General features: G+C 61.1%; 24 protein-coding genes. 8 read left to right on the top strand and 16 right to left on the bottom strand.

The features are described 5' to 3' along the window. The 3 genes from EIY71_RS17460 (at position 1) to EIY71_RS17455 (ending at position 1,803) form a co-directional block, all read left to right on the top strand. Positions 1 to 885: a LysR family transcriptional regulator gene (locus EIY71_RS17460; protein WP_085747482.1), complete on the top strand. Its 885-nt coding sequence runs from the start codon at positions 1 to 3 to the stop codon at positions 883 to 885. A gap of 112 nt (positions 886 to 997) precedes the next feature. Beyond that, complete coding sequence (locus EIY71_RS28595; RefSeq protein WP_166673434.1) at positions 998 to 1,159, top strand: hypothetical protein; 162 nt, start codon at positions 998 to 1,000, stop codon at positions 1,157 to 1,159. A 53-nt stretch (positions 1,160 to 1,212) separates the two neighbouring features. After that, entirely contained in the window at positions 1,213 to 1,803 is a 591-nt protein-coding gene (locus tag EIY71_RS17455; protein WP_162130482.1) for a helix-turn-helix domain-containing protein, read from the top strand. Positions 1,804 to 1,865: 62 nt separating this feature from the next. Here the strand turns inward: EIY71_RS17455 and EIY71_RS28760 are convergent, their stop codons facing one another. Continuing rightward, entirely contained in the window at positions 1,866 to 2,375 is a 510-nt protein-coding gene (locus EIY71_RS28760; protein ID WP_007955499.1) for a hypothetical protein, read from the bottom strand. Between the two features lie 390 nt (positions 2,376 to 2,765). Between EIY71_RS28760 and EIY71_RS17445 the strand changes: the two genes are divergently transcribed. Beyond that, positions 2,766 to 3,227 carry a DUF3574 domain-containing protein gene (locus EIY71_RS17445; protein ID WP_134022495.1) on the top strand — a complete coding sequence of 154 codons (462 nt, stop codon included), beginning with the start codon at positions 2,766 to 2,768 and terminating at the stop codon, positions 3,225 to 3,227. Between the two features lie 131 nt (positions 3,228 to 3,358). Here the strand turns inward: EIY71_RS17445 and EIY71_RS17440 are convergent, their stop codons facing one another. The 13 genes from EIY71_RS17440 to EIY71_RS17380 form a co-directional block, all read right to left on the bottom strand. After that, positions 3,359 to 4,756: an APC family permease gene (locus EIY71_RS17440; protein ID WP_134022493.1), complete on the bottom strand. Its 1,398-nt coding sequence runs from the start codon at positions 4,754 to 4,756 to the stop codon at positions 3,359 to 3,361. Between the two features lie 57 nt (positions 4,757 to 4,813). After that, on the bottom strand, positions 4,814 to 7,201 hold the full coding sequence (locus EIY71_RS17435; protein WP_134022491.1) for a TonB-dependent siderophore receptor: 2,388 nt from the start codon (positions 7,199 to 7,201) through the stop codon (positions 4,814 to 4,816). A 388-nt stretch (positions 7,202 to 7,589) separates the two neighbouring features. Then, positions 7,590 to 8,255: a sulfite oxidase-like oxidoreductase gene (locus EIY71_RS17430; protein WP_134022489.1), complete on the bottom strand. Its 666-nt coding sequence runs from the start codon at positions 8,253 to 8,255 to the stop codon at positions 7,590 to 7,592. A gap of 9 nt (positions 8,256 to 8,264) precedes the next feature. Continuing rightward, positions 8,265 to 9,320, bottom strand: coding sequence for a substrate-binding domain-containing protein (locus EIY71_RS17425; protein ID WP_129972634.1), 1,056 nt, complete (start codon positions 9,318 to 9,320; stop codon positions 8,265 to 8,267). 31 nt (positions 9,321 to 9,351) lie between these two features. Next, positions 9,352 to 10,377: an ABC transporter permease gene (locus EIY71_RS17420; RefSeq protein ID WP_007955505.1), complete on the bottom strand. Its 1,026-nt coding sequence runs from the start codon at positions 10,375 to 10,377 to the stop codon at positions 9,352 to 9,354. Further along, positions 10,370 to 11,926 (bottom strand): sugar ABC transporter ATP-binding protein, encoded by a 1,557-nt coding sequence (locus EIY71_RS17415; protein WP_085747490.1) that lies wholly within the window; start codon positions 11,924 to 11,926, stop codon positions 10,370 to 10,372. The genes EIY71_RS17420 and EIY71_RS17415 overlap by 8 nt, the downstream gene beginning before the upstream one ends. A gap of 8 nt (positions 11,927 to 11,934) precedes the next feature. After that, entirely contained in the window at positions 11,935 to 12,606 is a 672-nt protein-coding gene (locus tag EIY71_RS17410; protein WP_134022487.1) for a methionine ABC transporter permease, read from the bottom strand. After that, a complete protein-coding gene (locus EIY71_RS17405; protein ID WP_134022485.1) occupies positions 12,603 to 13,403 on the bottom strand; it encodes a methionine ABC transporter ATP-binding protein in 801 nt (266 codons plus the stop codon). Before EIY71_RS17405 ends, EIY71_RS17410 begins: the two co-directional genes overlap by 4 nt. After that, on the bottom strand, positions 13,400 to 14,209 hold the full coding sequence (locus tag EIY71_RS17400; protein WP_102686708.1) for a MetQ/NlpA family ABC transporter substrate-binding protein: 810 nt from the start codon (positions 14,207 to 14,209) through the stop codon (positions 13,400 to 13,402). The genes EIY71_RS17405 and EIY71_RS17400 overlap by 4 nt, the downstream gene beginning before the upstream one ends. Positions 14,210 to 14,236: 27 nt before the next feature. Beyond that, complete coding sequence (locus EIY71_RS17395; RefSeq protein WP_134022483.1) at positions 14,237 to 15,289, bottom strand: isopenicillin N synthase family oxygenase; 1,053 nt, start codon at positions 15,287 to 15,289, stop codon at positions 14,237 to 14,239. Between the two features lie 505 nt (positions 15,290 to 15,794). After that, positions 15,795 to 16,322: a hypothetical protein gene (locus tag EIY71_RS17390; protein ID WP_134022481.1), complete on the bottom strand. Its 528-nt coding sequence runs from the start codon at positions 16,320 to 16,322 to the stop codon at positions 15,795 to 15,797. A 50-nt stretch (positions 16,323 to 16,372) separates the two neighbouring features. Further along, positions 16,373 to 16,759: a hypothetical protein gene (locus EIY71_RS17385; protein ID WP_134022479.1), complete on the bottom strand. Its 387-nt coding sequence runs from the start codon at positions 16,757 to 16,759 to the stop codon at positions 16,373 to 16,375. A 60-nt stretch (positions 16,760 to 16,819) separates the two neighbouring features. Beyond that, entirely contained in the window at positions 16,820 to 18,946 is a 2,127-nt protein-coding gene (locus EIY71_RS17380; protein ID WP_134022477.1) for a TonB-dependent receptor domain-containing protein, read from the bottom strand. 144 nt (positions 18,947 to 19,090) lie between these two features. Here EIY71_RS17380 and EIY71_RS17375 point away from each other — a divergent pair, with 144 nt between their 5' ends. Continuing rightward, on the top strand, positions 19,091 to 19,519 hold the full coding sequence (locus EIY71_RS17375; protein WP_085747502.1) for a hypothetical protein: 429 nt from the start codon (positions 19,091 to 19,093) through the stop codon (positions 19,517 to 19,519). A 56-nt stretch (positions 19,520 to 19,575) separates the two neighbouring features. Here EIY71_RS17375 and EIY71_RS17370 read toward each other — a convergent pair whose 3' ends face one another. Further along, positions 19,576 to 19,857 carry a hypothetical protein gene (locus EIY71_RS17370; protein WP_085747503.1) on the bottom strand — a complete coding sequence of 94 codons (282 nt, stop codon included), beginning with the start codon at positions 19,855 to 19,857 and terminating at the stop codon, positions 19,576 to 19,578. Positions 19,858 to 19,918: 61 nt separating this feature from the next. Beyond that, the gene (locus tag EIY71_RS17365; RefSeq protein WP_085747504.1) at positions 19,919 to 20,689 is read right to left on the bottom strand and encodes an AraC family transcriptional regulator; all 771 of its coding nucleotides are present in this window, start codon (positions 20,687 to 20,689) and stop codon (positions 19,919 to 19,921) included. Between the two features lie 239 nt (positions 20,690 to 20,928). Between EIY71_RS17365 and EIY71_RS17360 the strand changes: the two genes are divergently transcribed. The 3 genes from EIY71_RS17360 to EIY71_RS17350 are packed head-to-tail and all read left to right on the top strand — an operon-like array spanning position 20,929 to position 24,511. Continuing rightward, positions 20,929 to 22,560, top strand: coding sequence for an APC family permease (locus EIY71_RS17360; protein WP_007958121.1), 1,632 nt, complete (start codon positions 20,929 to 20,931; stop codon positions 22,558 to 22,560). A gap of 22 nt (positions 22,561 to 22,582) precedes the next feature. Then, positions 22,583 to 23,509, top strand: coding sequence for a 4-hydroxyproline epimerase (locus EIY71_RS17355; protein WP_134022475.1), 927 nt, complete (start codon positions 22,583 to 22,585; stop codon positions 23,507 to 23,509). Between the two features lie 54 nt (positions 23,510 to 23,563). After that, complete coding sequence (locus EIY71_RS17350) at positions 23,564 to 24,511, top strand: dihydrodipicolinate synthase family protein (RefSeq protein ID WP_085649123.1); 948 nt, start codon at positions 23,564 to 23,566, stop codon at positions 24,509 to 24,511. Positions 24,512 to 24,585: the final 74 nt, after the last annotated feature.

Genomic DNA, 24,585 nt, shown 5'->3' with positions numbered 1-24,585 from the left:
ATGAGCCATCTCACGCACCTGCGAACCTTCCTCGAAGCCTACCGCGCCAGGTCGTTTTCCAAAGCTGCCGAGCATCTGGGCATCACCCAGCCGGCGGCTTCGATGCACGTCCAGGCTGTGGAAGCGCTGGTGGGCAAACCGCTGTTCCATCGACTGCCACGAGGTGTCGAGCCGACCGAAGCCGCCGATGAGTTGGCCCGCTCGGTCGCGCCTTACCTGGACGGTCTGGAAAACAAGATCGCCTCGCTGCGCCCCGGCCTGCTCAAGGGCGGCACGATTCATCTGGTCGGCCCTTCGGATTTCATTCACTCGCAAGTCGCCGCCCGCCTCGCACCGTTGATGGATGAAGGATTCCTGCTGCGTTTTCACACCGGCACGAAAAAGCGCATCTACGAAATGCTCGAATCAAAACAGATCGATTTCGCAATCACCGCTTCCCTGCCCGACGAACAGACCCATGGGTTCGCCCATCTGCTGACCGAACGCATGCTGCTGGTCTACGCGCCGAGCCTGCTGGATCGCTTGGGCCAACACCCGACTCAGGAGCAACTGACCCAGGTGCCGTTGATTGCCTTCGACGAAGACCTCGCCCTGGTGCGCCCGCTGTGGTCGTCGATGTTCCAGATCGCCCCGCAACTGCAAGCGTCGCTGACCATTCCGGATCTGCGGATCATCAAAGACCTCGCCATCGGTGGCCACGGCTGGACGGTCCTGCCGGATTATCAATGTGCCGATGCGATTGCCGATGGCCGCCTGATTTCCCCGACCGTACCGGCTGAAGCGCCGGTCAACGTGCTGTACCTGGTGTGGCGCAAGAGCGCGTTGCAGAGTCCGAGCCGGGTGTATGTGCGGGACTTTCTGTTGAATGCATTCTCCCCGATGTGACAAACCAGCAAATAACCAGAAAGAATTAATAAATAAACAATCAGTATTTATCGTTATAAAAATCTCGGCGTACTCTCACCTCATCCCGTCATTGAACACAGTGAAGTGCGCCATGAAACCAACTGACAACCTGATCGACTTCGCCGTCTACCGCAAACGCCGCCACGCCCAGCAACAGGCCCGGCTGATGTGGGAAATGTATGCGCGCAATGCCGGTTATCAGGCTTACCAGTGGGTGCAGGCCGCTCGTTCCGGCGAGACGCGTCAAGCGTGAACGCCCGTGAACCCTCGCGCTTTCTGGCGAGCGCCGATGAACCTGTGGTGGACCTGAACAACCTCGATTCCCTGGAAGAAGACCCGATCTGTGAACGTGTCGCGCAGAACCTGCAACGTCTGCGCGGCAAGCGGCATCTGTCGCTCGATGCCCTCGCCCGCCAGTGTGGCGTGAGCCGGGCGATGCTGGCGCAGATCGAATCCGGGCGCAGCGTGCCGTCGATCAAGGTGCTATGCAAAATCGCCAAGGGTTTGAAGGTGTCGGTGGCGGCGTTTCTCGAACATCGCGCGTTTGAAGGCGTGGCCGTGTTGTCGGCGAGCCAGAGCAAGCGGCTGGTCAGTGCCAGTGGCGCCTTTGTCAGCCGCGCGCTGTTTCCCTTTGATGTGGCGCGCCAGTCGGAATTCTATGAACTGCGCCTGAGCCCCTTGGGCGAAGATCAATCCGAAGGCCACGGCCCCGGCGTCCAGGAAAATCTGGTGGTGGCTCAGGGCGTGCTGGAGATCAGCGTCAACGACGAGCGCTATCTGCTGTCGACGGGCGACTCGATTCTGTTTTACGCCGACCAGCCCCATCGTTACCGCAACCCCGCCGACAGTGAAGCGGTGGCGTATCTGGTGGTGACCTACCCCGAACGCCTGGACTGACAAACAGACAACAAAAAGCCCGACCGGGAATTTCCCGGTCGGGCTTTTTCATGCCTGAAGACTTAGCAGGTGCAGCACATCATCGGCATGCCGTTGCAGCTCATCATCATCGGCATGCTGCAGTCGTTCATCATCTTCATCATCAGGGCGCAGCAGTTCTTCATCATGTCCATGTTCATGCCCGGCATCGGCATGATTTTGCACATCATGCAGTCGGCCATCATGGTGCATTCCATCACGCACTTCATCGATGGCATCGGCATGCCCATCATCGGCATTGGCATCATCATGTTCATCATCGGCATGGCCATGGCCGCCGGGGACATGCACATCATGCTCATGTTGCCGCAATGCATCATCATCGGCATGCCGCAGTCCATCATCATCTGCATCATTTCAGCGCTGTTCTTGAACATGGCCATGTCCATGCCAGCGGCCGGCATCATCTTGCACATCATGCCGTCATCCATCATGTCGCAGCTCATGGTCGCCATCATCATCGGCATGCCCGTCATCGGCATCATCGGCATGTTGGCGTTCATCGGCATTTGCATCTGCATGGCGTTCATCATGGTGTAGCTCCCTGAGGATTTAGAACTGGATGAGAAGTTGATGGAGCGGATTCTAAGGATTGGGAAATCCGCAACAAGCTGTCCATCGAGCAGCAAAAACTGCTGTTCAAACGCTTCAAGTGCAGCGTTCCGTGCGACTCGAACCGTTGCAGCAGCAGAGTAGACGCAATGGCAGATCCGGCAAATGCAGGAGCAGGTTTTTGAATGCAATAGATATGCGATCAAACACCAAGCAAATAACTTAAAGAAATAATCGTTCTAACCAGCGGGCATTATTTTCACTGCGTTTGCTTATTCCATTAGTTCAGCGGCGATCCACTTTTTAATCTTTTATTGCTATTAACCGTCCCCTCTATAATTCGGGACAGTTCTTAACAATAAGGAAGTTCCATGTCGCAACGTTTACTACTGGCAGCACTGTTCCTGGCGGTCGCCGGGTGTGCCAGCCCTCCTCCGGTTTCCGTGCATACCAAGGATCCCGTCAGTTCGACCCTGCAAGGCGATGCCACGCGGCCAGCGCAGGCGCAGTGGGTGCGCACCGAATTGTATTTCTCGGTGGGGCCGCTGGAAGGCAAGGAAGGTGTGGTGAGCCCGGCGCGCTGGCGCGAGTTTCTCGATCAGGAAGTGACGACGCGGTTCCCGGACGGGTTCAGCGTGTTCGATGCGTATGGGCAGTGGAAGGACCACGACGCGAAAGTGCCCGAGCGGCTGGCGACCAAGGTGATTGTGATCCTGCACGAAAGCAGCGCGAAACGTGAGAGTGACATCGAGGCGATTCGTTTGGCGTACAAGCGGATTACGGGGGATTTATCGGTGTTGCGGTTGTCGCAGCCCGCCGCGGTGTCCTTCTGATCGCCTGCCCTCACCCTAGCCCTCTCCCGGAGGGAGAGGGAACTGACCGTGGGATGCTTCAGAACTACGCCGACCTGAACCTGCCCTTCTGAATCCATAATCGACTCAGTGTTTCAGGTCGATGGATAGCGTCAGACAACCCGGTCGGCCCCCTCTCCCTCCGGGCGGTCCGACGTTTCGGGAGGACTGGGGTGAGGGCCTGGCGTCAGTCGCCCCACCACTGCCAAAAGCAGAGCCCCCACCAGCAACACCACAATCCCCAGAAAAGCGCCGAAACCAACCACCGTCACGCTGGAATACAGCATGTAAACGCACAACCCAAAAAACAGCAGCGGCAAAACCGGATAAAGCGGCACCCTCACCGGCCGGGGCACCTCGGGGAAGCGCCGCCGCAGAATAATCAACGCCACGCTGCTCAAACTCAAAAACAACCAATACACCGGCGTCAGATACTCGACCATGGTGTTGAAACCGCTCTGGGTAAAACTGCCAAACACCACCAACAACAACGCCACCGCCCCCTCCGCCAACAACGCCTTGCGCGGGACGCCATCGCGCTCATCCCACTCACCGAAGCGACGCAGTTGCGGCACATCGCGGGCGGCGGCGTAGGTGGTGCGGGCGCCGACCAGCAAGGTTGAGTTGATAGTGGCGATGGCCGCGATGCCGACCATCAGCAGGATCAGCAGCACGCCCGGGGCACCGAAGGCGCGGTTCAACAATTCCACCGCCGGTGCATTGCTCGCTGCCAGGCCTTCGAATCCCAGCCCCTGGACGAACGCCCAGTTCAGTGCCAGATAGATCGCCATCAACACCGTCAGCGCACCGAGCATGGCGATGAAGATCCCGCGTCGACCATCGCGCACTTCGGCGGACAATGTCGCTGCATCGCTCCAGCCGCCGAAGGCCAAAAACACGAAGATCATCGCCGCAGAAAACCCTGCCGCGCCGGTGTGTTCGGGCACCACCGGATCACTGGGCAGCGCGGGTTCGATCCCTTGCCACGCCAGCCAGACTCCGGCGCTGGCAATGCTCAGGAACCCGAGAGCAAGCAGCCCGACCAGCACCGTCTGAGTAATAAAACCAATTTGCTTGCCCGTCAGATTCAGCAGCACCAACGCAGCAATGATCGCACCGGCAAACACCCCGGATCCGTAATGCCCCAACGGCACGACCGTATTGAAGTAGTCGGCAAACATGAACGCCGACAACGCGATCCACCCGGTGTGCATCACCGAGAACCGCGACCAGGCAAACAGGAACCCCATGCGCTCGCCGTAAGCGGTGCGCAGGAAATGATAGTCACCGCCCGGATGCGGAAATGCGGTGGCCATCTCGGCAAAGCACAAGGCCCCGGCCATCGACGCCAGCCCGCCGAGCACCCAGACCCAATAGAAATGTTCCGGCCCGACGTTCAAGGCAACGGTCGGCGCGGTTTTGAGAATGTCGGTGGTGATCACCATGCCCAGCGTGATCAGCAACGCCTGGAACACCGGCAGATGGCGTTGGGGGCCGTGGGTTTTGCTCATGGTTCGTCCTGCATGCTTCAATCCTGCATAGGGATCCGCCATCCATGGCGGCAAAACTCAGAAGCCGTAAGTCGCGGTGGCGTAGTAATAAGCGCCGTTGGTGCCGATCGGCGAGAGCACGTCGTACGGCAGGTTGCCGCCGTAGTTGATGGCCGAGCCGGAGCGTTCCGGGTAGTTGTCGGTCAGGTTGTTGCCACCCAGGGCGATGCTGAATTTCGGGGTGAATTTGTAGGTCACCTCGGCGTCCAGTTGCCACACCGCGCCGTAGGTTTGCTCAGGCTGCGAATCGCCGAAATCGAACACCCGAGTGGTCTCGCCCTGACGGGTCAGACGCCCGAGCAGGCCCCAGTGTTCGCTGGTCCAGTTGGCGGAAAACACGAAACGATCCTTGGGCGCGGCGTCGGTCAGGGTGTTGCGTTCCTCGACGCCGACCAGCGCGTCATTGCCAATCCCTAAGGCGGTCAGCTGCGACGGCGTGCCCTTGGTGCTGGTGACCTTGGTGTGGTTGTAGGTGTACGCGGTGGTCAGCCCCAGTTGCCCGTCATAGAACGGCTGATGGTAGTTGAGCACCAGTTCGGCGCCGTCAGTGCGGGTGTCGGCGGCATTGGTGAAGAAGTTGACGTCGTGCACGCCCGGCACGCCGAAGTTGTCATTGATGTAGCTTTCCAGCGCGTCGCTGCCGATTCGCTGCGACAGGGTGATGCGGTCTTTGACGTCGATGCGGAACACATCGAGCGACGCATCGAAGCGTTCGTTCAACTGGAACGTCAGGCCGAGGCTGAAGTTCTTCGAGGTTTCCGGATCGAGTTTTTCCGCGCCCAGGGCACGGGCAATCGGATCGTTGACCGACAGCACGCGGATATCGGTGAGCGTGCCGCCGTCGCCGAAGTTGCTGGTGGTGTTCTGGAAGCCGCTCTGGGCCAGCGACGGCGCGCGGAAGTTGTTCGACACCGCACCGCGCAACGCCCATTGATCGGTCAGCTTGTAGCGACCGCTGAGCTTGCCGGTGAGTTTGCTGCCGGCGTCGTCGTAATGTTCCCAGCGCGTGGCGGCATCGACGAAGAAACGGTCGGTGAGATCACCGGACAATTCGGCGTAGGTGCCGAACACGTTGCGATCCAGATCCGACTCTTCACTCGGGCGCAGACCGTTGGCGCCATCGGCCCCGGAGCCGATGTAAGAGGCTTCGTCTCCGGCAAAGGTCAGGTAGTTTTCGTAACGATATTCACCGCCCACCGCCAGCACGAACGAGCGGCCACCGAGGCGCAATTCGCGGCTGAAATCGAGGTTGGTGGTGGTCTGGCGCAACTCATAGTCACCAGTGTCGAATCGGGTCGGCGAGTCCGCGCCGAGGCTGACGTTGAGGGTGCGGCGGGTTGCCGATTCGAAGCGGTTGCGACCGTGGGTGACGCTGCTGTCGAAATCCCAGTCGTCGCCGATCAGGCCTTTGTAACCGGCGGTGGCGGAGATGTCGGTGTTGTCGCCCAGCGATTGCGGCAAGTAGCCGTTGGGGTAGAACTGCGGCTGCTCGGACGGGTAGCGATAGAACTCGGCGCCGGTGGTGTGGCGTTCGTTGTAGGTGCCGAAGCTGTAGGCCTTGCCGCCGGCCAGCGGCAATTCGCCGTTGAACCAGGCGTTGACGTCCCGCGCCACGCCGTCGCCCATCACGTAGTTGCGCTGGCCCAGGGTGTCGGCAAAACCGTCGTAGCCGGCGCGGTTGGTCGGGTTGCGATCCTTGTACTCGGTACCGCCGCGAATGAACCCGCCCTCCTCACCCAGCCGCGTGCCGATCTTGGCGGTGGTCACGCTGTTCTGGCCGTCGGTGGTGGTTTTGCCGATGGCGTCCTGGTGGGTGTGGTAGGCGCCGTAGCTGGTGGACACTTCGCCGCCTTCGGGGGCGTCGTCGAGGATGATGTTGATCACCCCGGCAATCGCGTCGGAGCCGTACTGCGCACCGGCGCCGTCACGCAGCACTTCGATGCGTTTGATCGCGCTGATCGGGATCGAGTTGAAGTCCACCGGCGCCGTGCCGCGACCGATTTTCGACGAGTCGTTGACCACCGCCGAGGTGTGCCGGCGCTTGCCGTTGACCAGCACCAGCACCTGATCCGGGCTCATGCCGCGAAGCTGCGCGGCGCGCACGTGGTCGGCGCCGCCGGAATTGGACTGGCGCGGAAAACTGAACGACGGCAACAGCGTCTGCAACGCTTGGCCCAGCTCGCCGCCACTGGCGCCGGCGGTTTTCAGGTCCTCGGCGGTCAACACATCCACCGGCACCGGCGAATCCAGCACCGTGCGAGCGGTGCCGCGAGTGCCGGTGACCAGCACGGTACCCAGCCGTGTGTCATCGTCGACGCGCGCGGAAGTCTCTTCGGCTTGCGCAGGAAGTTGCCAGATTGCACTGACAACAGCGATGGCGAGTAATGAACGCGAACGGTGAATCATGCGACAGCTCCTTGAATCGCAGTTAATAACCGGCCGCTGCCGAATCATGAAGTGTCGGCAATCAGTGCACGGCAATTTCTGCTGTAGTTTTGAAATTCAGAAAGGCAGCCAAGTGTGTTGAGCAACTATCGGCTGTTAGAGCGCAAGAACCCCAAAGTTAGTAGAACCCCCTGACTACCGATGCTAGACGAGCGGTCGCCTGCCGCAAAAGAACCAATAACACTTAGGTTATGCCCGACGACCGGAGTGTTTCCTGAGCAACACTTGTGTTTGCACAACAACATGAACACCCAACTAACGAGCAACTAATCACGCAGCAAAACGCACTCCACGTTGTTGTAGAGAGCGTTATTAATCTGTGTTTTTTTCGGTGCGAAGTTAGATGCCGTCAGTCGAAGTCCTTTTCCCGCCAGGCATCTTCGGCAATGTCCAGCGCATCGCCGCTGAAGCGCTGTTCAATGAACGGATCGGCGTGCAAATGAAAGCCGTTGCGCTCCCAGAATCCCGGTTGTTCCTGATCGGTGAACTCGAGCCCGCGCAGCCATTTCGCGCTCTTCCAGAAGTATCGCCCCGCCACCACCAGCCGCAGCGGCCAGCCATGTTGGGCGGTCAGCGGCTGATCGTCGTAATGGGTGGCCAGCAGGCTGTCCGGGTGCAGCAGGTCTTCGAGACGCAGGTTGGTCTGGTAAGCGTGATCGGCGTGGGCCATGACGAAGGACGATGTCGGCCGGATGTCCAGGGCCTGCAACAGGTCTTGCAGGTGCACGCCGCTCCAGCGGGTGTCGAATTTCGACCAGCGTGTCACGCAATGAATGTCGCATTGCAACGAGCGTTGCGGCAGCGCTTGCAGATCGGCGTAGGTCAGCTCGACCGGGTTGGCCAAGCTGCCAAACAGGCGCAGCGACCACGTCGCCAGGTCATAGGCCGGCACCTCACCTTCGTGCAGGATCGGAAAACGCTCCGTCAGCACCTGCCCCGGTGGCAGCCGTTCGCCCAACGCCACATCGGCTTTCGGCGAACGGCTCTTGCGCAGACGCGCAGCCTTGTCGTGCATGTCGGCTCCTCAGTTCGCCACGGGAATCCACGGTGCCCGCGCGACATTGGCGGTGTCACCGAAGGCCGGCAGTTTCTGCCCCAGGTCCCGTACGTTTTTCACGTCCAGATCCAGCAGTTGCTGACGGGTAATGAGAGTCGGCGGCACCAGCACCTTGTGCCCCGGATTTTCCCCGGCGATCAGCATCGCCAGGCTGCGCACACTGATTGCGCCGGCCACTTGCGGATTGACCGCAGCGGTGGCGGCCCAGGCGCTGTCCGGCTCTTTCATGATCTGGATGTCGGCGGTGGAAATATCGGCGCTGTAGATCTTCACTTTGCGGCTCAGACCCGCCTCATCGACGGCGATCTTCGCGCCTTTTGCGAACTCGTCGAACGGCGCAAAAATCACGCTGATCCCCGGATTGGCCCGCAACACGGCGCTGGCCTGATCCGCCACCGAGTTGGCAATCGGCGGATTGAGCGTGCCGAAGCGCGCCTTCTCGACGATCCCCGGATTGCTCGCCTTGACCTGGCTCCAGATTTCGTCGCGGCGCTCCATCGGCGTGAAACCGCTGATGTAGACGTAACCGGCGTCGAAGCGGGTGCCGTTGTCCTTGACCGCTTGATCGAGTGCCAGTCGCGCCAGTGCATGGTGATCCTGCTCGACCTGAGTCACTTGCGGCGTGTTCAGGTCGACGTCGAACGCGACGACCTTGATGCCTTTGGCGAGGGCCCGATCAATTGGCCCTTTGAGGGTTTCCGCGAGCCCCAATTGCACGATGATCCCGTCGACACCGAGGTCGGCAGCCTGATCGATCATCTCGCCCTGGCTCGCCGCCTGTTGCCGCGCGTCGAACACCCGCAGGTTGGCGCCCAGCGCTTCGGTCTGTTTCTCCACCCCGCGCAGATAGGCTTCAGGGAAATCCCCGGAGAACAGATAGCCCACCAGCGCGATCTGTACCTGACCTTTATCGAACGGCGCCGGCGCACCGGGCAAGGCCTTGGCCTGGGCATTGAAGGCCAGCGCCGAGAGCAGCGCCCCGGCGAGGCAATGACGTGCGAACTGTTTGATTGAACCGTGCATGGATCTTTCCTTGAAGCATCAATGAACCGGCTCAGCGCGCCCGATGCGCGAGGCCGAAGGTGAACATCAGGGCCAGCACCAGCACCAGTCCCTTGACGAAATCCTGCGCGTAATACGGCGCGTTGAGCATGGTCAGGCCGTTGAGCAACGAGGCCACCAGCAGCGCGCCGACCAGCGTGCCGAACGCGTTGGGCTTCTTCGCCCCGAGCACGGCAAAACCGATCAGCGCAGCGCCCAGCGCATCGAGCACCAGACCGTTGCCGGAGCTGACATCGCCGCGCCCCAATCGCGCCGCCAGCAGCAAGCCGCCCAGCGATGCGAGCAGCGCCGAGAGCACGTAAGCCAGCAACTTGAAGCGCTGCACCGGCGCACCGGCCAGACGCGCCGCCTGCTCGTTGCCGCCAATCGCATAGAACAACCGGCCGATGCGCGTGCGTTCGAGAAACAGCCACACCGCCACCGCGACCACCGCCGTGATCAACACCGGAACCGGCACGATGTCCCACAGTCGTCCTCGACCCAATGCCAGAAACACTGCGCTGAACGAACCCTCGGCTTCATCGCCGTTGGGTAAAGTCATGCCCACCGCAATCGAGCGTCCGCCCGTGGGAATCAGTTGCACGCCGATCACCAGGAACATGCTGCCGAGCGTCGCGAGAATGTCCGGCACACGCATCTTCACGATCAGCCAGCCGTTGAGCAGCCCGACCAGCGCGCCACCGGCCAGGCTGATCAGCACTGCCGGCACCGCGCCCCAGCCGAGCACCACCATCACGTAACTGGCGATCATCAGGCTCATGGCGGCCACCGCGCCGATCGACAGATCCAGCCCGCCCACGGCCATGGTCAGCGTCACGCCCAAAGCCAGCAGCGCGACAATCGACACCGATTGCAGAATGCTGAACAGGTTGCCAACGCGCAGGAACGCCGGTTCCGCCACACTGAAAAACACCACGATCAACGCCAGCACCCACAGCAGGCCGTATCGGATCAGCGCTTGCACGAAGCGCTCGGTCGGCGCCGGGGCGGATGACAACAGGGAACTCGAATCAGGCACTCGCTCTACTCCTTGGCGCGGCTTGAACAACAGAATTTTGCGGATCGCTGCCGGCCAGCGCCGCGACCAGGGTGGCGCGATCCAGCCCGGCACGCGGGTACTCGGCCACCACCGCGTGATCGCGCACCAGAAGGATCCGGTCGGCGATCTCCAGCGCTTCATCGACGTCCGAGCAGATCACCAGCGTGGCGCGGCCAGCGGCGCTATCGCGCAACAACTGGCCGATCTCGCGCCGGGCACGCACATCAACGCCCTGAAATGGCTCGTCGAGGATCAGCACCCGGCCCTCGCCAAGCAGCCAGCGACCGAGCACGACTTTCTGCTGATTGCCGCCGGACAACGCACTCATCGGCACATCGATGCCGGCGGTCTTGATTCCCAACGCTGAGACTTGCGCCTCCACCGCCGCCGCTTCGGCGCGGTTGCGGATGAAACCGCCACGGGTGAAGCGTTCGAGGAACGGCAAGGTCAGGGTTCGACGCAAAGAAAAATCCGGCACCAACGATTGGCTGGCGCGATCCTCGGCGGCGAAGAACACACCACTCTGGATCGCCTGCCGTGGCGAGCCCGGCTGCCAGTCAGCGCCGTCCAGTTGCAATGAGCCGGACACCGGTTTGCGCAGCCCGAACAGCACTTCGGCGATTTCGCTTTTGCCGGCGCCGAGCAATCCGGTCAGCACCACCACTTCGTTTTCGTGCAGGTTCAGATCAAAGGCCTGGGTGCGCGGCAGGACTTTTATGTCGCGCAGTTTCAGCACTTCACGCCCCGCCGCTCGCGGTGTGTAGACGTGAGCTTCCAGCGCCTGACCAAGCATCGCCTCCAGCGCCTCGGGCAATTGCCGGGCACTGAATTCACCGGCCAGTTGCCCGTCACGCAACACCACGGCGCGGTCGGCCACCCGTTGCAGATCGGACAACCGATGAGAGATGTACAGAATCGCCACACCACGACTGCGCAAGGTGTCGATCAGCCCGAACAGGCGCTGCGCTTCGGCATCCGACAGGGCCGCTGTCGGCTCGTCGAGAATCAGCAGGCGCGGTTGCAGGGCAAAGGCACGGGCCAGCACCACCAGTTGCCGTTCGGCCTGGCCGAGGTGCTCGATCGGTTGCTCGAGCGGCAGCACCAGACCGAGGCCGGCGGCGATGCTCGCGGCGCGCTCCAGCAGACGTTTGCGATTGAGCCAGAAGTCGGCGTCGGGGCGGCACAGTTCATCGAGCAGCAGGTTTTCCGCCACGCTCAATCCGGGCGCGATGCCTTCATTGATCTGCTGATGAACCGCGACGATGCCGAAGCGGCGCGCCGACAGCGGCGAACTGAAATGCCGGGGCTGGCCATCGATCCAGATCTCGCCGCCGTCGTGGGTCTGGCTGCCGGCGAGGATCTTCACCAGCGTCGATTTGCCCGCCCCGTTGGCGCCGAGCAGCGCCACCACTTCAGCGGGAAAAATATCCAGGCTGACCCGGTCCAGCGCCCGGTTCGAGCCAAAGGTCTTGCTCAGTTCACGTACACGAATCAGTGGTTCGGAGACCACGGCGACAGGCGCACCCATAAAATTCCTTAACGTCGATGAGCCAGCGAACGCACCAGTCGATCGCCCAGGCTTTGCACGCCCTGGACGAGGATGACCAACACCACGACGGTGGCGACCATCACTTCATTGTTGAACCGTTGATAGCCGTAGCGGATCGCCAGATCGCCCAATCCGCCGCCACCGATGACCCCGGCCATGGAAGAAAAGCCGATCAGCATCACCAGCGTCAGGGTGATGCCCGCCAGCAAGGCCGGCAGCGCTTCGGGCAACAACACTTTGAAAATCACATGGCGGATGTCACCGCCCATGGCGAGGATCGCTTCGATCCGGCCCTTTTCGACTTCGTCCAAAGCGTTCTCGACGATCCGCGCAAAAAACGGGAAGGCGCCGATGGTGATCGGCACCACGGCGGCGGTGCTGCCCAGCGTGGTGCCGACCACCAGCCGGGTCAGCGGGATCAGGGCAATCAGCATCACCACGAACGGCAGCGAACGGCCGAGGTTGATCACCGCGCCCAAGGCCTGATTGAGCCTCGGCAACGGGTACAGACCCTGACGGCGGCTGATGAACAGCAACACCCCCAGCGGCAAACCGATCAGTAACGAGAACAGCCCGGCGAGCAGCACCATGTACAGGGTTTCGCCAGTGGCGTTGAGCACCAGTTGCAGGATTTCATTCCAGTCGATCACGCGGTTCATGAGTGGGCCGCCCGTACGCCGTATTGCCGCAGAAAACTCAAACCGGGCGCGTCATGCCCCAGCGGCAAGCCGCAACTGGGCCGCAGTGAAGCACCGAGGGCGGACTGCGGATCGGCGAGCAATCGGGCCACCGGCCCCGCCTCCACCAGTTTTCCATTGGCCATGGACGCGGCGTGATCGCAGATCGACTTGACCACGTCCAGTTCGTGGGTGATCAGGACGATGGTCAAACCGAGCTGGCGGTTGATGTCGCGCAACAGCTCCAGAATCGATGCGGTGGTTTCCGGGTCGAGGGCGCTGGTGGCTTCGTCCGACAGCAGGTACGCCGGCCGTGCCGCCAAGGCCCGGGCGATCCCGACCCGCTGCTTCTGACCACCAGACAGTTGCGATGGAAAGGCTTCGGCCTTGTCGCTCAAGCCCACCAGCTCCAGCAGTTCCCGAACCCGTTCATGGCGCTGTGATTTGGCGACTTTGGCGATTTCCAGCGGCACCGCAACGTTGTCGAACACGTTGCGCGAATGCAGCAGGTTGAAGCCCTGGAAGATCATGCCGATGCGCTGACGCTGGCGGCGCAGTTCGCTATCGGACAGCACCGTGAGGTCTTCGCCGTCCAGCAGAATCCGCCCGGCATCCGGGCGTTCGAGCAGATTGAGGCAACGCAGCAGCGTCGATTTACCCGCGCCGCTGCGCCCGAGAATCCCGTAGATCGCCCCATCGGGAATGCTCAGCGACACCTGATCCAGCGCCGGGGTCGACGCTGACGGATAGGTCTTGCTCAACTGCTCGACGACGATCATGGCTTGACGTCCGCCACCGGGATCACCGAGCCCTTGAAATTCTCGGCGATGTATTTGGCGACTTGCGGCGAGGTCAGGTCCTTGGCCAATTGCTGGATGCGCGGATCGTTTTCCAGTTTTGGCGTGGTCACCAGAATGTTGGCGTACGGGTTGTGTTCGGCCTTCTCAAGACCGAGCGCATCCTTGGCCGGCACCAGCCCGGCTTCCAGCGCGTAGTTGCCGTTGATCACCGCCAGGTCCACGTCATCCAGCGCACGGGGCAGTTGCGGCGATTCGATTTCGAGGATCTTCAGGTGTTTCGGGTTTTCCGCGATGTCCTTGGGCGTCGCCTGATCCGCCGCCGGGTCATTGAAACCGGCTTTGAGCTTGATCAGGCCGTTGTCCTGCAACAGGTACAGCGCGCGGCTCAGGTTGGTGACGTTGTTCGGCACGGCGACCGTGCCTTTGTCCGGCACCTGGGCGAAGGTTTTGTGGCGATGGGAATAAATCCCCAGCGGTTCGATGTGCACCGTGGCGGCCACCGCGAGTTTCTCACCGAGGGCCTTTTCCTGGGATTGCAGGTACGGCAGATGCTGGAAGTAGTTGGCGTCCACATCGCCGTGCACCAGCAACTCGTTGGAGTTCACGCCCTGCGGGATTTCGATCACCTTGAGGTTGAGCTGCGGATCGAGCTTCTGGATGTACGCCAGAATCTGCGCGTGGGGCACCGGGTCGGCGGCAACGCGCAATGGTTCCAGCGCTCGAGCACTGAACGAAGTCACCAACGCGCCGAGGACGGCCAAGGTCAAGCCTGCTTTTTTCAACATGGGAAGAGTCCTTAAGCGAGTGATGGATCAGGCGTTGGCGGTCCTGCGAAGCGGTGTCTGGGTATTCGACGCATCGGCGTAGAAGCGCTGCGCGACATCGGGATGGGAGCGCAGTCGGCCCTTCAGATAATTCCAGCCGACATCGCGGAACAACGGATTGAGCGGATCACTCGCCGGGCCACGCGCCTCACGCAGCAACGCCGTCGGCAAGGGATAAAGCGGCACCACTGCATCCAGTTGCGCGCCGAGGAAAAACGCGATGGACAAGCGCTCGCTGCCCACCGGTGGCGACACCACCCGATGCACCGTGGCACGCAGATAACCGTTGGTGGCCAGCTCCAGCAACTCGCCGATGTTTACCACCAAGGTATTGTCCCGAGGCAGCGCATCGATCCAGCGCCCCTCTTCGATCTCCACTTGCAGACCGGCCTGCCGGTCTTGCAGCAGGAAGCTGAGAAAACCCGAATCCTTGTGCGCGCCGACGCCCTGATTGCTCGCCGTCGAGGCTTGCCCCGGATAGCGCATCAGCTTGATGTGTTCGTTGGGTTTGTCGCCGTACAACCGGTCAAAAGCGTCTTCCGGCAACGACAATGCCTGGGCGAATGCGCGCAGCAGGCGCAGCGACATTTGGGTCATCGCCTGTTGCCAGTCGAGCAGCAGCGGCTTGAGTTGCGGCAACGCTTCGGGCCATTGATTCGGCCCTTGCAGCCGCGCCCACAACGGACTGTCGGCGTTCAACGGCAAGACGTCGCGCTCGGCGCCCAGATCGAACTGTTCTCGTTGATCGGGCTGGCCTCGAGTGATCTCGGACGCGGCGCGGTTATAACCGCGAAAGTGCGGCGAATTGATCATGCCGACGGCGGTTTTCTCGCTGTCGGGCAAGGCGAAGAACTGGCGCGCGTAGTCCTGCACTTGCTCAAGCAGGCTGGCGTCGATGCCATGGCCGGTCAGGTAGAAAAAACCCACATCGCGGGCGGCATGGCGCAAGTCATCGAGAAAGGCCTGGCGTTGGGACGGCGTACCGTCGAGCAGGGACAGGTCGAGGATGGGTAATGCGGTGATGTCTGAGGTGTGCGGCATGATTCACTCCCGTGTGAATCAAACCTGAAGAGTCCGTGATCGATTCAGCGCGTGCCGTCATGGCAATCGGGAGGTCTATCGGTTTGATGCTTTTGATTCGTCTATGAAACAAAACTAAACGATATTAAAAACACCGAACAAATATCTTTTTTGCATTAGCTTAGGTCTGTCTGGCTACAGGGCTCAGGTGACTACCGCGCCTTTCGGGCAGCTGGCGTGGGTGGTGGAGTCGCCGAGGCGGATTGCATCTTTCATTACGTCACTCCATTGACCTGAAATTGGCCTGCTGTGATCGACTGGCGGATCAGCGAGCAGACTTTTCTTTTTTACTCAACCGGCTTGGTTATACGGCTGTGCATGCAAGGATCAACAATTCGTGGCCTTGTAGGCGGCCGAAAAAACCACCTGCGAACAGGTGGTTTTGATCCAGACGACAAACGCGCTCACTCAGAAGTTGGCTGCTGCTCCAGCAGGGCCGCCCGTCGAACTGCAAAGGTGCCGAAAGCTATTTTGTGACGGGTAAAAACTTCAGGCAGGCGAAACCGGTCTTGATACGCAATTGCCGGATAGGCTGGACACTTTCCTGATCGCCGACCTTTTTCACTACACCGATCCCACAGTGGTACTGGTCGTACTTGAACACCGGAATAATGCCGGGCTTGGTCTCGCTCCAGAGGCCGGTCTTTATGGTGTAAACAGCACCTTCCTCTGGTGTGAAGGAAAAGGGAATCTGGCACTGAGTACTGCCGACTACATCGCGGTAAGTCAGCACCAGTTCTTTACCGACAGCGACTTTGGACTCGATGAAATCGCCGTTATAGGAAAGCGGTGTATAGCCGGCATAACAGCTTTTTTCGTTGAACGTCATCGCGTCCAGTGTCGTGCCACGATCATATTTAAGGCGAACGGTCGCAGAAGGCTCATCCGGGCGGGGAAACTCGTACTGTTTGCCCATGAGCAGTGACGCGCAGCCACTGAGCGCAAACGATCCTGCCAGCAGTGCGCACCAACCGAACTTGTATTTACCGAACATCAATCTTTTCCCTAAGACGTTTGAATTTGGGAACTGCTTGCCACGACGAGTCAAATTTCCAGCTCTCGTGTCACCGCTTTATCGGGTGGTAACTCAATAAAATCACGCCATGCCATCAAGGCTTTTTCAAAGGATTCCAGACTGAGAAATTCACAATAATCTTCTTCCATCCGAAAATAGAGCTTCACGCAGTCCTTTGAAAAATCTGCCCCCCAAACTTCACGATCCCAGTGATCGAATTCGACTTTTGACTCCTTCACCGATTTGATCCGCGCCAAACCCACGTCTATCCACTTCAGCGAATGTATGAGCTGGCAGCCGCCATCATCGGTCAGGATGCAGGACAAAAGGCTCGTGCCATCCTCGTTCACGACGTCTGAACTACAGTGCGGAAACAAGTCGCCGAACGCTTCTTCCCAGGAGAATCGCAATTTCATTTATTGGTTCCATGCACCAGAGGAAACTGATCGATAGGGTTCGACACTCACACACCAGCGTCAGAGCAAACTCCACGACACCCCGACATACATCGCCATGCCCTCACCCGGTGTGGAGCGTGCCGCGTCCAGGCCTTTATCGTCATAGCCCGGCGTAACGGTAGCGGCGTAGTGCTTGTCGGTCAGGTTGCGCATGTCCAGCCAGGTCTGCCAGTCGCCCTTGGGGGCGTTGTAACCGAGGGTCGCGCCGAAGGTGGCGTAAGGATCGGCGTAATAGCTGTTGGCGTAGTCCACTGCGGTTTTCGAGACCAGTTGCGTGTTGACCGCCGCGAAGAAACCCTGCGGGAAGTCGTAGCGCAGTTCGCCCTGGTAGTAATGCATCGGCAAGCCCGGCAGGCGGTTATCACCGAAGCGGTCGTCGTCGCGGTAGTGGAAGTCGCTGAAGGTGTAGGCCTGACGCAGGCTCAACTTGCCGCCATCGTTCGCTGACCACAGGTTGCTGAGCAGGCTGACTTCCACGCCTTGGTGCACGGTCGGGCTGGCGTTGAGTTCGTATGGCGTGGTGGCGTTGGCATCCGGCAATACCGAGAGCAATTCGTGGCGCACCTGAGCGTAGTACCAGGCCAGGCTCCATTCACCGAGCGCACTGTCGCCACGGCCGCCGAGTTCCAGGGTGGTCGCGGTCTGGTTTTGCAGCTTGACCGGATCGCGCTGGGTGCCGGTGGCGGCGCCGCTGCCAGCGGGGAAGCGTACGTTGGAGCTGTAGATCAGCGACCACGGATGCGGCGCTTCGACCGAGCGGCTGAGGTTGCCGAACAGTTGCAGATCCGGCGTCACCTGATAGCGCAGACCCAGACGTGGCGCGTAATCCCAGTCGCCAAGGCTGGTCTTGCCGCCACCTTCCGGGTAGGTGACCGCGCTTTCGCGTCGGGTGTAGATCTCGGCGAGGCCGGTGGTCAGCCACAGGTCGTCGGCGATTTCCAGGTCGTTGCCCACATGCAGGACAGAATCCGAACCCTGATAAGTGAAGTTGCGCATGTGAGTGCCCGGCGCATAACCGGCGGTATTGCCGGTGGGAATCCGCACCCGTTCGCTGGCACCGTCGTTGGGCAGGTGTTTGGTCACTCGCAGGCCCACGGTGCTGTTGCTCTCCATCCCCCAGAGCGTGTCGCGGCGCTTGTAGTCGAACGTGCCGCTGACATCGGTGTAGGCGACCTTCAGGCGATTGGGGCCTTCGCGCAGGTCCATCGGGTAATCGTGATAGACCAGACCGGTCTGGATGCTCGAATCGTCATCGATGTAGTACGTGGTCTTGTTGCCGATGAAGGTGCTGCCGGGCTGATCGCGGCTGTCGTTGCGCGTCACGTAGGCCGGGTTGGCCGCGCGCGGATCGTGCTCGATGGAATGTTTGGTCACCCGGCCGGCGAGGTCGTTGTCGGTCTCGCGGTGACGGATGTAGAAGCGGGTTTCCAGATTCGGATTGAAGCGATAACCGAAGTTGGCGATCACGCCCTGGCTCTTGCTGGCGGTGTGATCCTGATAACCGTCGGAATGCGCGTCGGTCATCGACAGGTAGTAATCGAAATCGCCCAGCACCTGACCGGAGCTGACTTGTCGCTGGGCATAACCATGGCTGCCCATGACATAGCGCACATTCAGCAGTGGCGCGTTATACCCCGTGTGGCTGACGTAATCGACGGCGCCGCCGAGGGCCAGCGCACCGCGATCAAAACCGTTGGCGCCGCGCAGCACTTCAACATGGTCGAGCCACAGCGGCTCCAGCAGTTCATAAGGCGTGCCGCCGGGGCCGGTCAGCGGCAGGCCGTCGAGCATCGTGTACAGCCCCGAGGCGTGGGCGCCGGGAGCGCGGTTGATGCCCGAGCCACGGATCGAGATTTTCGTCCCTTCGTTGCCCGCCGACTGGGCATAGACGCCGGGCTGATACGCCAGCACGTCCTGATTGCTGGCGACCCGGCCCTGCAAAGGCTGGCGCATATCCACCACGTTGCTGCCACCCGGCACCTCGGCCAGACGAGCCTTCGCCTCTTCCACCGACGCATCTTCACCGCTCTGATCCTCGGCCCCGATCAGCACTTGCCCCAGTTCCAGCCCCTGGGATTGCGCCTTGAGCGGACAGACAAGGGCCAGTCCCAGCAAGGCAGCGGGCAGGGTTTTGAGCGAAGGCATCGGGTGAACTCCAGACAGGCGGGAACGGACAGTGACAACTGCGACGCAGGAAAGAACGAAGGAAACACATGGCGATTTTGTTTTTTGTCAGGTAAACAGGCGGCTGAAATTCGGGACATTGATTTGAACAAGGGAGATGCAGGGATGGCCGAAGAAGTTCTGAAGTCGAAGATGGTCAACTTTCTGGTGACCGATGCTGAACTGAACTACGAAGATGTGGGCGAGTTCTACGAGGTCGTGGGGAACGGCAATGTCGGCGTACTCGCCGGGGTGCTCGAGGGATTCAGAAATCACTATGGCGGATTGTGGGTGGGCGGCAGAGTCACCGTCACCGAAAACGCCGTTTTCTTGAATGCCAATGCCATGAACCGCATGGTTCAGGACGGGACACTGGATGTCGAGATACCAATGCCGGCGATCCGCAAGGTCACCGTCGAAGGCGGTTTCGTGACGAAGATCGTCCGGCTCGATACCGATGCGTACAGTGTCAAATTCCGTTGCTATGGTGCCAAGGACATTGCCTCACTGATCGCCAAACAGGCCCTTTCGCAATCATTGAGACGCTCGCGGTAGTTTTGTCGCAAGACAACAGCGCCACCGGTCGTTGAGGTGGCGCCTGGATCACCCCGTCAATTCTTGCACTTGGCCAACACCACCTGGCAGGTGTCCGGCGTTCCTCCGGAGCGCCCGGCGTAACGCATGCAGTTGGCCATGGATTTTTGCCGGGCCATGTTCAGGCTGGAGCCCCAGGCCAGACCGCCCTCCCCAACCGTCGGCAAGGCCTTGGCGTAACAGCTGTCGCCAACGCCTGATGGCGGGTAATGCGTTCTGTTTGAGCATCCCGAAGCCAGCATCACGCTGAAGGCGATCAAGAGCCACGACGAGCAGTGAAGCGCGACTGGTCTGCTCATCCCGTTTCACCCCTCGAAAGACAACCGTGATCCATGGAGTCTAGTCGCTACCGCCGGACATTCACTGGGTGGTCGCCTGCCGGTACTGACGCGGGGTGAACCCGGTCGATGCCTTGAACTGGCGAGTGAAAGCGCTGTGATCGGTGTAGCCGCATTGCAGTGCCACCTCGGTGATCGGCAGCTCGGTGTGAAGCAAGCGATGGGCATGTTCCAGCCGCACTTTCTGGATCATCTGCCTCGGCGTCAGGTGGAAGACCCGTTTGCAGTAGCGCTCCAGTTGCGCCACCGAGATACCGGCGATCCGGGTCAATTCGCCCAAGGTGACACGCCGATTGAAATGCGCGCGGATGTGTTCGTCGACCGCCGCCAGGCGCTGGAACGCTGGATGTTTTTCGCTGGCCGATTGCAGGTCCACCGAAATCCCCGCGAGGCCGATGATCTCGCCGTCACGGTTGTACAGCGGACGCTTGTGCGTCAGGCACCAGCCCGGTTCACGACTGCCGTACAGGTGCAGTTCCAGCTGATCTTCCAGCACGAAACCTTCTTCCAGCACCCGCCGATCCTGCTCGGTATAACCCGGCCCGAGTTGCGCCGGAAACACCTGCGCACTGGTTTTGCCGAGTAGCGGTTTCAGGTCTTTCAAGCCGCAGCGCTGCACCAGCGTGCGATTGGCCAGGACGTACCGCGCCTGCACATCCTTGATGAAGATCGCCGCGTTCGGAATCGCATCCAGCATCGGCAACAGCGGTGCAACGCCGCCCAGCAGTGCATCGAGAGTATGCGGCCGATGGCGCTCATCGCCCTGACAGAGGATCGCAAACGCGTTCTGCATGTGAAGGTCTTCCCCGGTGAGTGGATCGGCCTGAAAACAAGTCCGCCCTGAGGCGTGCGCGTGCAGATTGCAGCAACGTTTACGGCGTGTCGAGCGCCGCTGTCTTTCTTCGCAACTGTGCCGATTTCGTCATCCGCAGCTGCGCAAAACATCAATCGCCCGACGCCTGATGAGTTCACTGTTTAGCCGTTCCAGTGACTCACACCTGCCTATCCAATAACTCACAAGAAGGCGATGCCATGTCAGGCCAAGGCAAGTTCAAAAAACAACTTTCATTGATCGACCTCACCTTTATCGGGCTGGGGGCGATCTTCGGTTCCGGCTGGTTGTTCGCGGCCAGTCACGTGTCGGCGATTGCCGGGCCGGCGGGGATTTTTTCCTGGTTGCTGGGCGGGTTCGCCGTGTTGCTGCTGGGCATCGTCTACTGCGAACTGGGCGCGGCATTGCCAAGGGCCGGCGGCGTGGTGCGTTACCCGGTTTACAGCCACGGGCCGCTGCTCGGTTACCTGATGGGTTTCATCACGCTGATCGCGTTTTCCAGTCTGGTGGCGATCGAGGTGGTTGCCTCTCGCCAATACGCAGCGGCATGGTTTCCGAGCCTGACCAAGGCCGGCAGCGGTGATCCGACCCTGCTCGGCTGGCTGGTGCAGTTCGGCCTGCTGTGCGTGTTCTTCCTGCTCAACTACCGCAGCGTGAAGACCTTCGCCAAGGCCAATAATCTGGTCAGCGTGTTCAAGTTCATCGTGCCGCTGCTGGTGATCGGCGTTCTGTTCACTTTCTTCAAACCGGAAAACTTCCAGGTTCAAGGCTTCGCGCCTTTCGGACTCTCGGGCATCGAGATGGCCGTCTCCGCCGGCGGCGTGATCTTCGCCTACCTCGGCCTGACTCCGATCATTTCGGTGGCCAGCGAAGTGAAAAATCCCCAGCGCACCATTCCGATTGCGCTGATCCTGTCGGTGCTGCTCTCCACCGCGATCTACGTGTTGCTGCAAACCGCCTTCCTCGGCGGCATCCCGACCGAATTGCTCGCCAATGGCTGGGCCGGGGTTTCCAAGGAATTCGCCCTGCCGTACCGCGACATCGCCCTGGCACTGGGCGTGGGCTGGCTGGCGTATCTGGTGGTCGCCGACGCGGTGATCTCCCCCAGCGGCTGCGGCAACATCTACATGAACGCCACGCCTCGGGTGATCTACGGCTGGGCGCAGACCGGCACGTTTTTCAAGGTCTTCACCCACATCGACGCGAAGTCCGGCATCCCGCGTCCGGCGCTGTGGCTGACCTTCGCCCTGTCGGTGTTCTGGACCCTGCCGTTCCCATCGTGGGAAGCGCTGATCAACGTGGTGTCCGCCGCGCTGGTTCTGAGTTACGCAGTGGCTCCGGTGACCGTCGCCGCGCTGCGTCGCAATGCACCCGACATGCCGCGCCCGTTCCGGGTCAAGTGCATGGGCGTGCTGGGGCCGGTGTCGTTCATCATCGCTGCGCTGATCGTTTACTGGTCGGGCTGGAACACCGTGTCCTGGTTGCTCGGCCTGCAAATCCTGATGTTCGTCGTCTACCTGCTCTGCGGCCGCTTCGTGCCGACCGCCCACCTCAGCCTGTCTCGCCAAGTGCGCTCGTCCGCGTGGCTGATCGCCTTCTACGCGGTGACCATCGTCCTGTCGAAACTCGGCACCTTCGGCGGTCTGGGCATCCTCACCCATCCGTTCGACACCCTGGTCGTCGCCGCCTGTGCGATGGGCATTTATTACTGGGGCGCGGCCACCGGCGTACCGGCACACCTGCTGCGCCTGGAATCGGAAGAGGATGAAAGCGAAGTCGCTTCGCCGTCCCCCGCCTCCGCCGCCAACCCGCGCACTGCCGGCGCTTACTGAAATCACTCAACGGGACCTGTCCATGAAACGAGTACACGTCATTGATTCCCACACCGGCGGCGAACCCACGCGTCTGGTGATGAAAGGTTTTCCAGATCTTCCGGGCCGCACCATGGCCGAGAAGCGCGATGCCCTGCGCAACCAGCATGACCAGTGGCGCCGCGCCTGTCTGCTGGAACCGCGCGGCAACGATGTGCTGGTGGGCGCGCTGTATTGCGAGCCGGTGTCGCCGGACGCCACCTGCGGCGTGATCTTCTTCAACAACGCCGGCTACCTCGGCATGTGCGGCCACGGCACCATCGGCCTTGTCGCATCGCTGCAACACCTGGGGCTGATCGCGCCGGGCGTGCACAAGATCGACACGCCGGTCGGCCCGGTCAGCGCAACGCTGCATGAAGACGGCGCCGTGACGCTCGGCAATGTGCCGGCTTATCGATTCCGTAAACAGGTGGCGGTGGAAGTGCCGGGGTACGGCCGCTTCCTCGGTGACGTCGCCTATGGCGGCAACTGGTTTTTCCTGGTCTCCGAACACGGCCAGTCGCTGACGATGGACAACGTCGAAACCCTGACCGACCTCACCTGGAAAATGCTCAGGGCCCTCGAAGACCAAGGCATCCATGGCGAGGACGGCGCAATCATCGACCACATCGAACTGTTCGCCGATGACGCCGAGGCCGACAGCCGCAACTTCGTGATGTGCCCCGGCAAAGCCTACGACCGCTCCCCTTGCGGCACCGGCACCAGCGCCAAACTCGCTTGCCTGGCCGCCGACGAAAAACTCGCGCCGGGCGAGCGCTGGGTGCAGGCGAGCATCACCGGCAGCCAGTTCGAAGGCCGCTTCGAATGGGAAGGCGATCGCGTTCGCCCCTACATCACCGGCCGCGCCCACATGACCGCCGACAGCACGCTGCTGATCGACGAAACAGATCCGTTCGCGTGGGGCATCTGAGCCGCTGCGCTTTTTTTCAAACCCCTCTGAATGACCGTTCCAAGGAGAACAATAATGAGCGACAACATCTTCACCGGCTGCATGCCCGCCCTGATGACCCCGTGCACCGCCGCGCGCAAACCGGACTTCGACGCGCTGGTGGCCAAGGGTCGCGAGCTGATCGACATCGGCATGAGTGCGGTCGTGTACTGCGGTTCCATGGGCGACTGGCCGCTGCTCACCGAAGCCGAGCGTCAGGAAGGCGTGGCGCGCCTGGTGGCGGCCGGGATTCCGACCATCGTCGGCACCGGCGCGGTCAACACCCGTGAGGCGGTGTCCCACGCTGCCCACGCGGCGAAAGTCGGCGCACAAGGTTTGATGGTAATTCCTCGAGTGTTGTCCCGTGGCGCTTCGGCGGCGGCGCAAAAAGCCCACTTCGCGGCGATTCTGCAAGCGGCGCCAAACCTGCCGGCGGTGATCTACAACAGCCCTTACTACGGCTTCGCCACCCGCGCCGACCTGTTCTTCGAACTGCGCCGTGAATACCCGAACCTGATCGGCTTCAAGGAATTCGGCGGCGGCGCCGATCTGCGCTACGCCGCGGAAAACATCACCTCCAAGGACGATGACGTGACCCTGATGGTGGGTGTCGACACCCAGGTCGTGCACGGCTTCGTCAACTGCAACGCCACCGGCGCCATCACCGGCATCGGCAACGCCCTGCCCCGCGAAGTGCTGCAACTGGTGGCCCTGAGCAAGCAGGCGGCCAAGGGTGATGCCAAGGCCCGACGTCAGGCCCGCGAGCTGGAATCGGCGCTGGCGGTGCTGTCGTCCTTCGACGAAGGCACGGATCTGGTGCTGTATTACAAACACCTGATGGTGCTCAACGGCGACAAGGAATACACCCTGCATTTCAACGAAACCGATGCGCTCAGCGACTCCCAGCGTCGTTACGCAGAAGCCCAGTACGCGCTGTTCCGTCACTGGTACGAAAACTGGTCGGCGGAGCAAAACTTCGCCTGACCTGCCGCTGCGCTCAAGCCCGCCGCCACCCGCGGCGACGGGCCTTTTCGTGACCTGCTTTATTGATAAGGAAT

This window comes from Pseudomonas sp. CH235, assembly GCF_004368175.1.
Taxonomy (GTDB): Bacteria; Pseudomonadota; Gammaproteobacteria; order Pseudomonadales; family Pseudomonadaceae; genus Aquipseudomonas; species Aquipseudomonas paraglycinae.
The sequence above is the reverse complement of the archived record's forward strand: the minus strand, read 5'-3'. Positions and strand labels throughout refer to the sequence as shown.

Bases quoted from the DNA above. Each gene is read 5' to 3' on its own strand.
- EIY71_RS17425 (WP_129972634.1), bottom strand. From the start codon at position 9,320: ATGCACGGTTCAATCAAACAGTTCGCACGTCATTGCCTCGCCGGGGCG.
- EIY71_RS17440 (WP_134022493.1), bottom strand. From the start codon at position 4,756: ATGAGCAAAACCCACGGCCCCCAACGCCATCTGCCGGTGTTCCAGGCG.
- EIY71_RS17445 (WP_134022495.1), top strand. From the start codon at position 2,766: ATGTCGCAACGTTTACTACTGGCAGCACTGTTCCTGGCGGTCGCCGGG.
- EIY71_RS17410 (WP_134022487.1), bottom strand. From the start codon at position 12,606: ATGAACCGCGTGATCGACTGGAATGAAATCCTGCAACTGGTGCTCAAC.
- EIY71_RS28595 (WP_166673434.1), top strand. From the start codon at position 998: ATGAAACCAACTGACAACCTGATCGACTTCGCCGTCTACCGCAAACGC.
- EIY71_RS17350 (WP_085649123.1), top strand. From the start codon at position 23,564: ATGAGCGACAACATCTTCACCGGCTGCATGCCCGCCCTGATGACCCCG.
- EIY71_RS17395 (WP_134022483.1), bottom strand. From the start codon at position 15,289: ATGCCGCACACCTCAGACATCACCGCATTACCCATCCTCGACCTGTCC.
- EIY71_RS28760 (WP_007955499.1), bottom strand. From the start codon at position 2,375: ATGATGAACGCCATGCAGATGCAAATGCCGATGAACGCCAACATGCCG.
- EIY71_RS17415 (WP_085747490.1), bottom strand. From the start codon at position 11,926: ATGGGTGCGCCTGTCGCCGTGGTCTCCGAACCACTGATTCGTGTACGT.
- EIY71_RS17405 (WP_134022485.1), bottom strand. From the start codon at position 13,403: ATGATCGTCGTCGAGCAGTTGAGCAAGACCTATCCGTCAGCGTCGACC.
- EIY71_RS17390 (WP_134022481.1), bottom strand. From the start codon at position 16,322: ATGTTCGGTAAATACAAGTTCGGTTGGTGCGCACTGCTGGCAGGATCG.
- EIY71_RS17385 (WP_134022479.1), bottom strand. From the start codon at position 16,759: ATGAAATTGCGATTCTCCTGGGAAGAAGCGTTCGGCGACTTGTTTCCG.
- EIY71_RS17380 (WP_134022477.1), bottom strand. From the start codon at position 18,946: ATGCCTTCGCTCAAAACCCTGCCCGCTGCCTTGCTGGGACTGGCCCTT.
- EIY71_RS17400 (WP_102686708.1), bottom strand. From the start codon at position 14,209: ATGTTGAAAAAAGCAGGCTTGACCTTGGCCGTCCTCGGCGCGTTGGTG.
- EIY71_RS17355 (WP_134022475.1), top strand. From the start codon at position 22,583: ATGAAACGAGTACACGTCATTGATTCCCACACCGGCGGCGAACCCACG.
- EIY71_RS17375 (WP_085747502.1), top strand. From the start codon at position 19,091: ATGGCCGAAGAAGTTCTGAAGTCGAAGATGGTCAACTTTCTGGTGACC.
- EIY71_RS17460 (WP_085747482.1), top strand. From the start codon at position 1: ATGAGCCATCTCACGCACCTGCGAACCTTCCTCGAAGCCTACCGCGCC.
- EIY71_RS17435 (WP_134022491.1), bottom strand. From the start codon at position 7,201: ATGATTCACCGTTCGCGTTCATTACTCGCCATCGCTGTTGTCAGTGCA.
- EIY71_RS17365 (WP_085747504.1), bottom strand. From the start codon at position 20,689: ATGCAGAACGCGTTTGCGATCCTCTGTCAGGGCGATGAGCGCCATCGG.
- EIY71_RS17370 (WP_085747503.1), bottom strand. From the start codon at position 19,857: ATGAGCAGACCAGTCGCGCTTCACTGCTCGTCGTGGCTCTTGATCGCC.
- EIY71_RS17360 (WP_007958121.1), top strand. From the start codon at position 20,929: ATGTCAGGCCAAGGCAAGTTCAAAAAACAACTTTCATTGATCGACCTC.
- EIY71_RS17430 (WP_134022489.1), bottom strand. From the start codon at position 8,255: ATGCACGACAAGGCTGCGCGTCTGCGCAAGAGCCGTTCGCCGAAAGCC.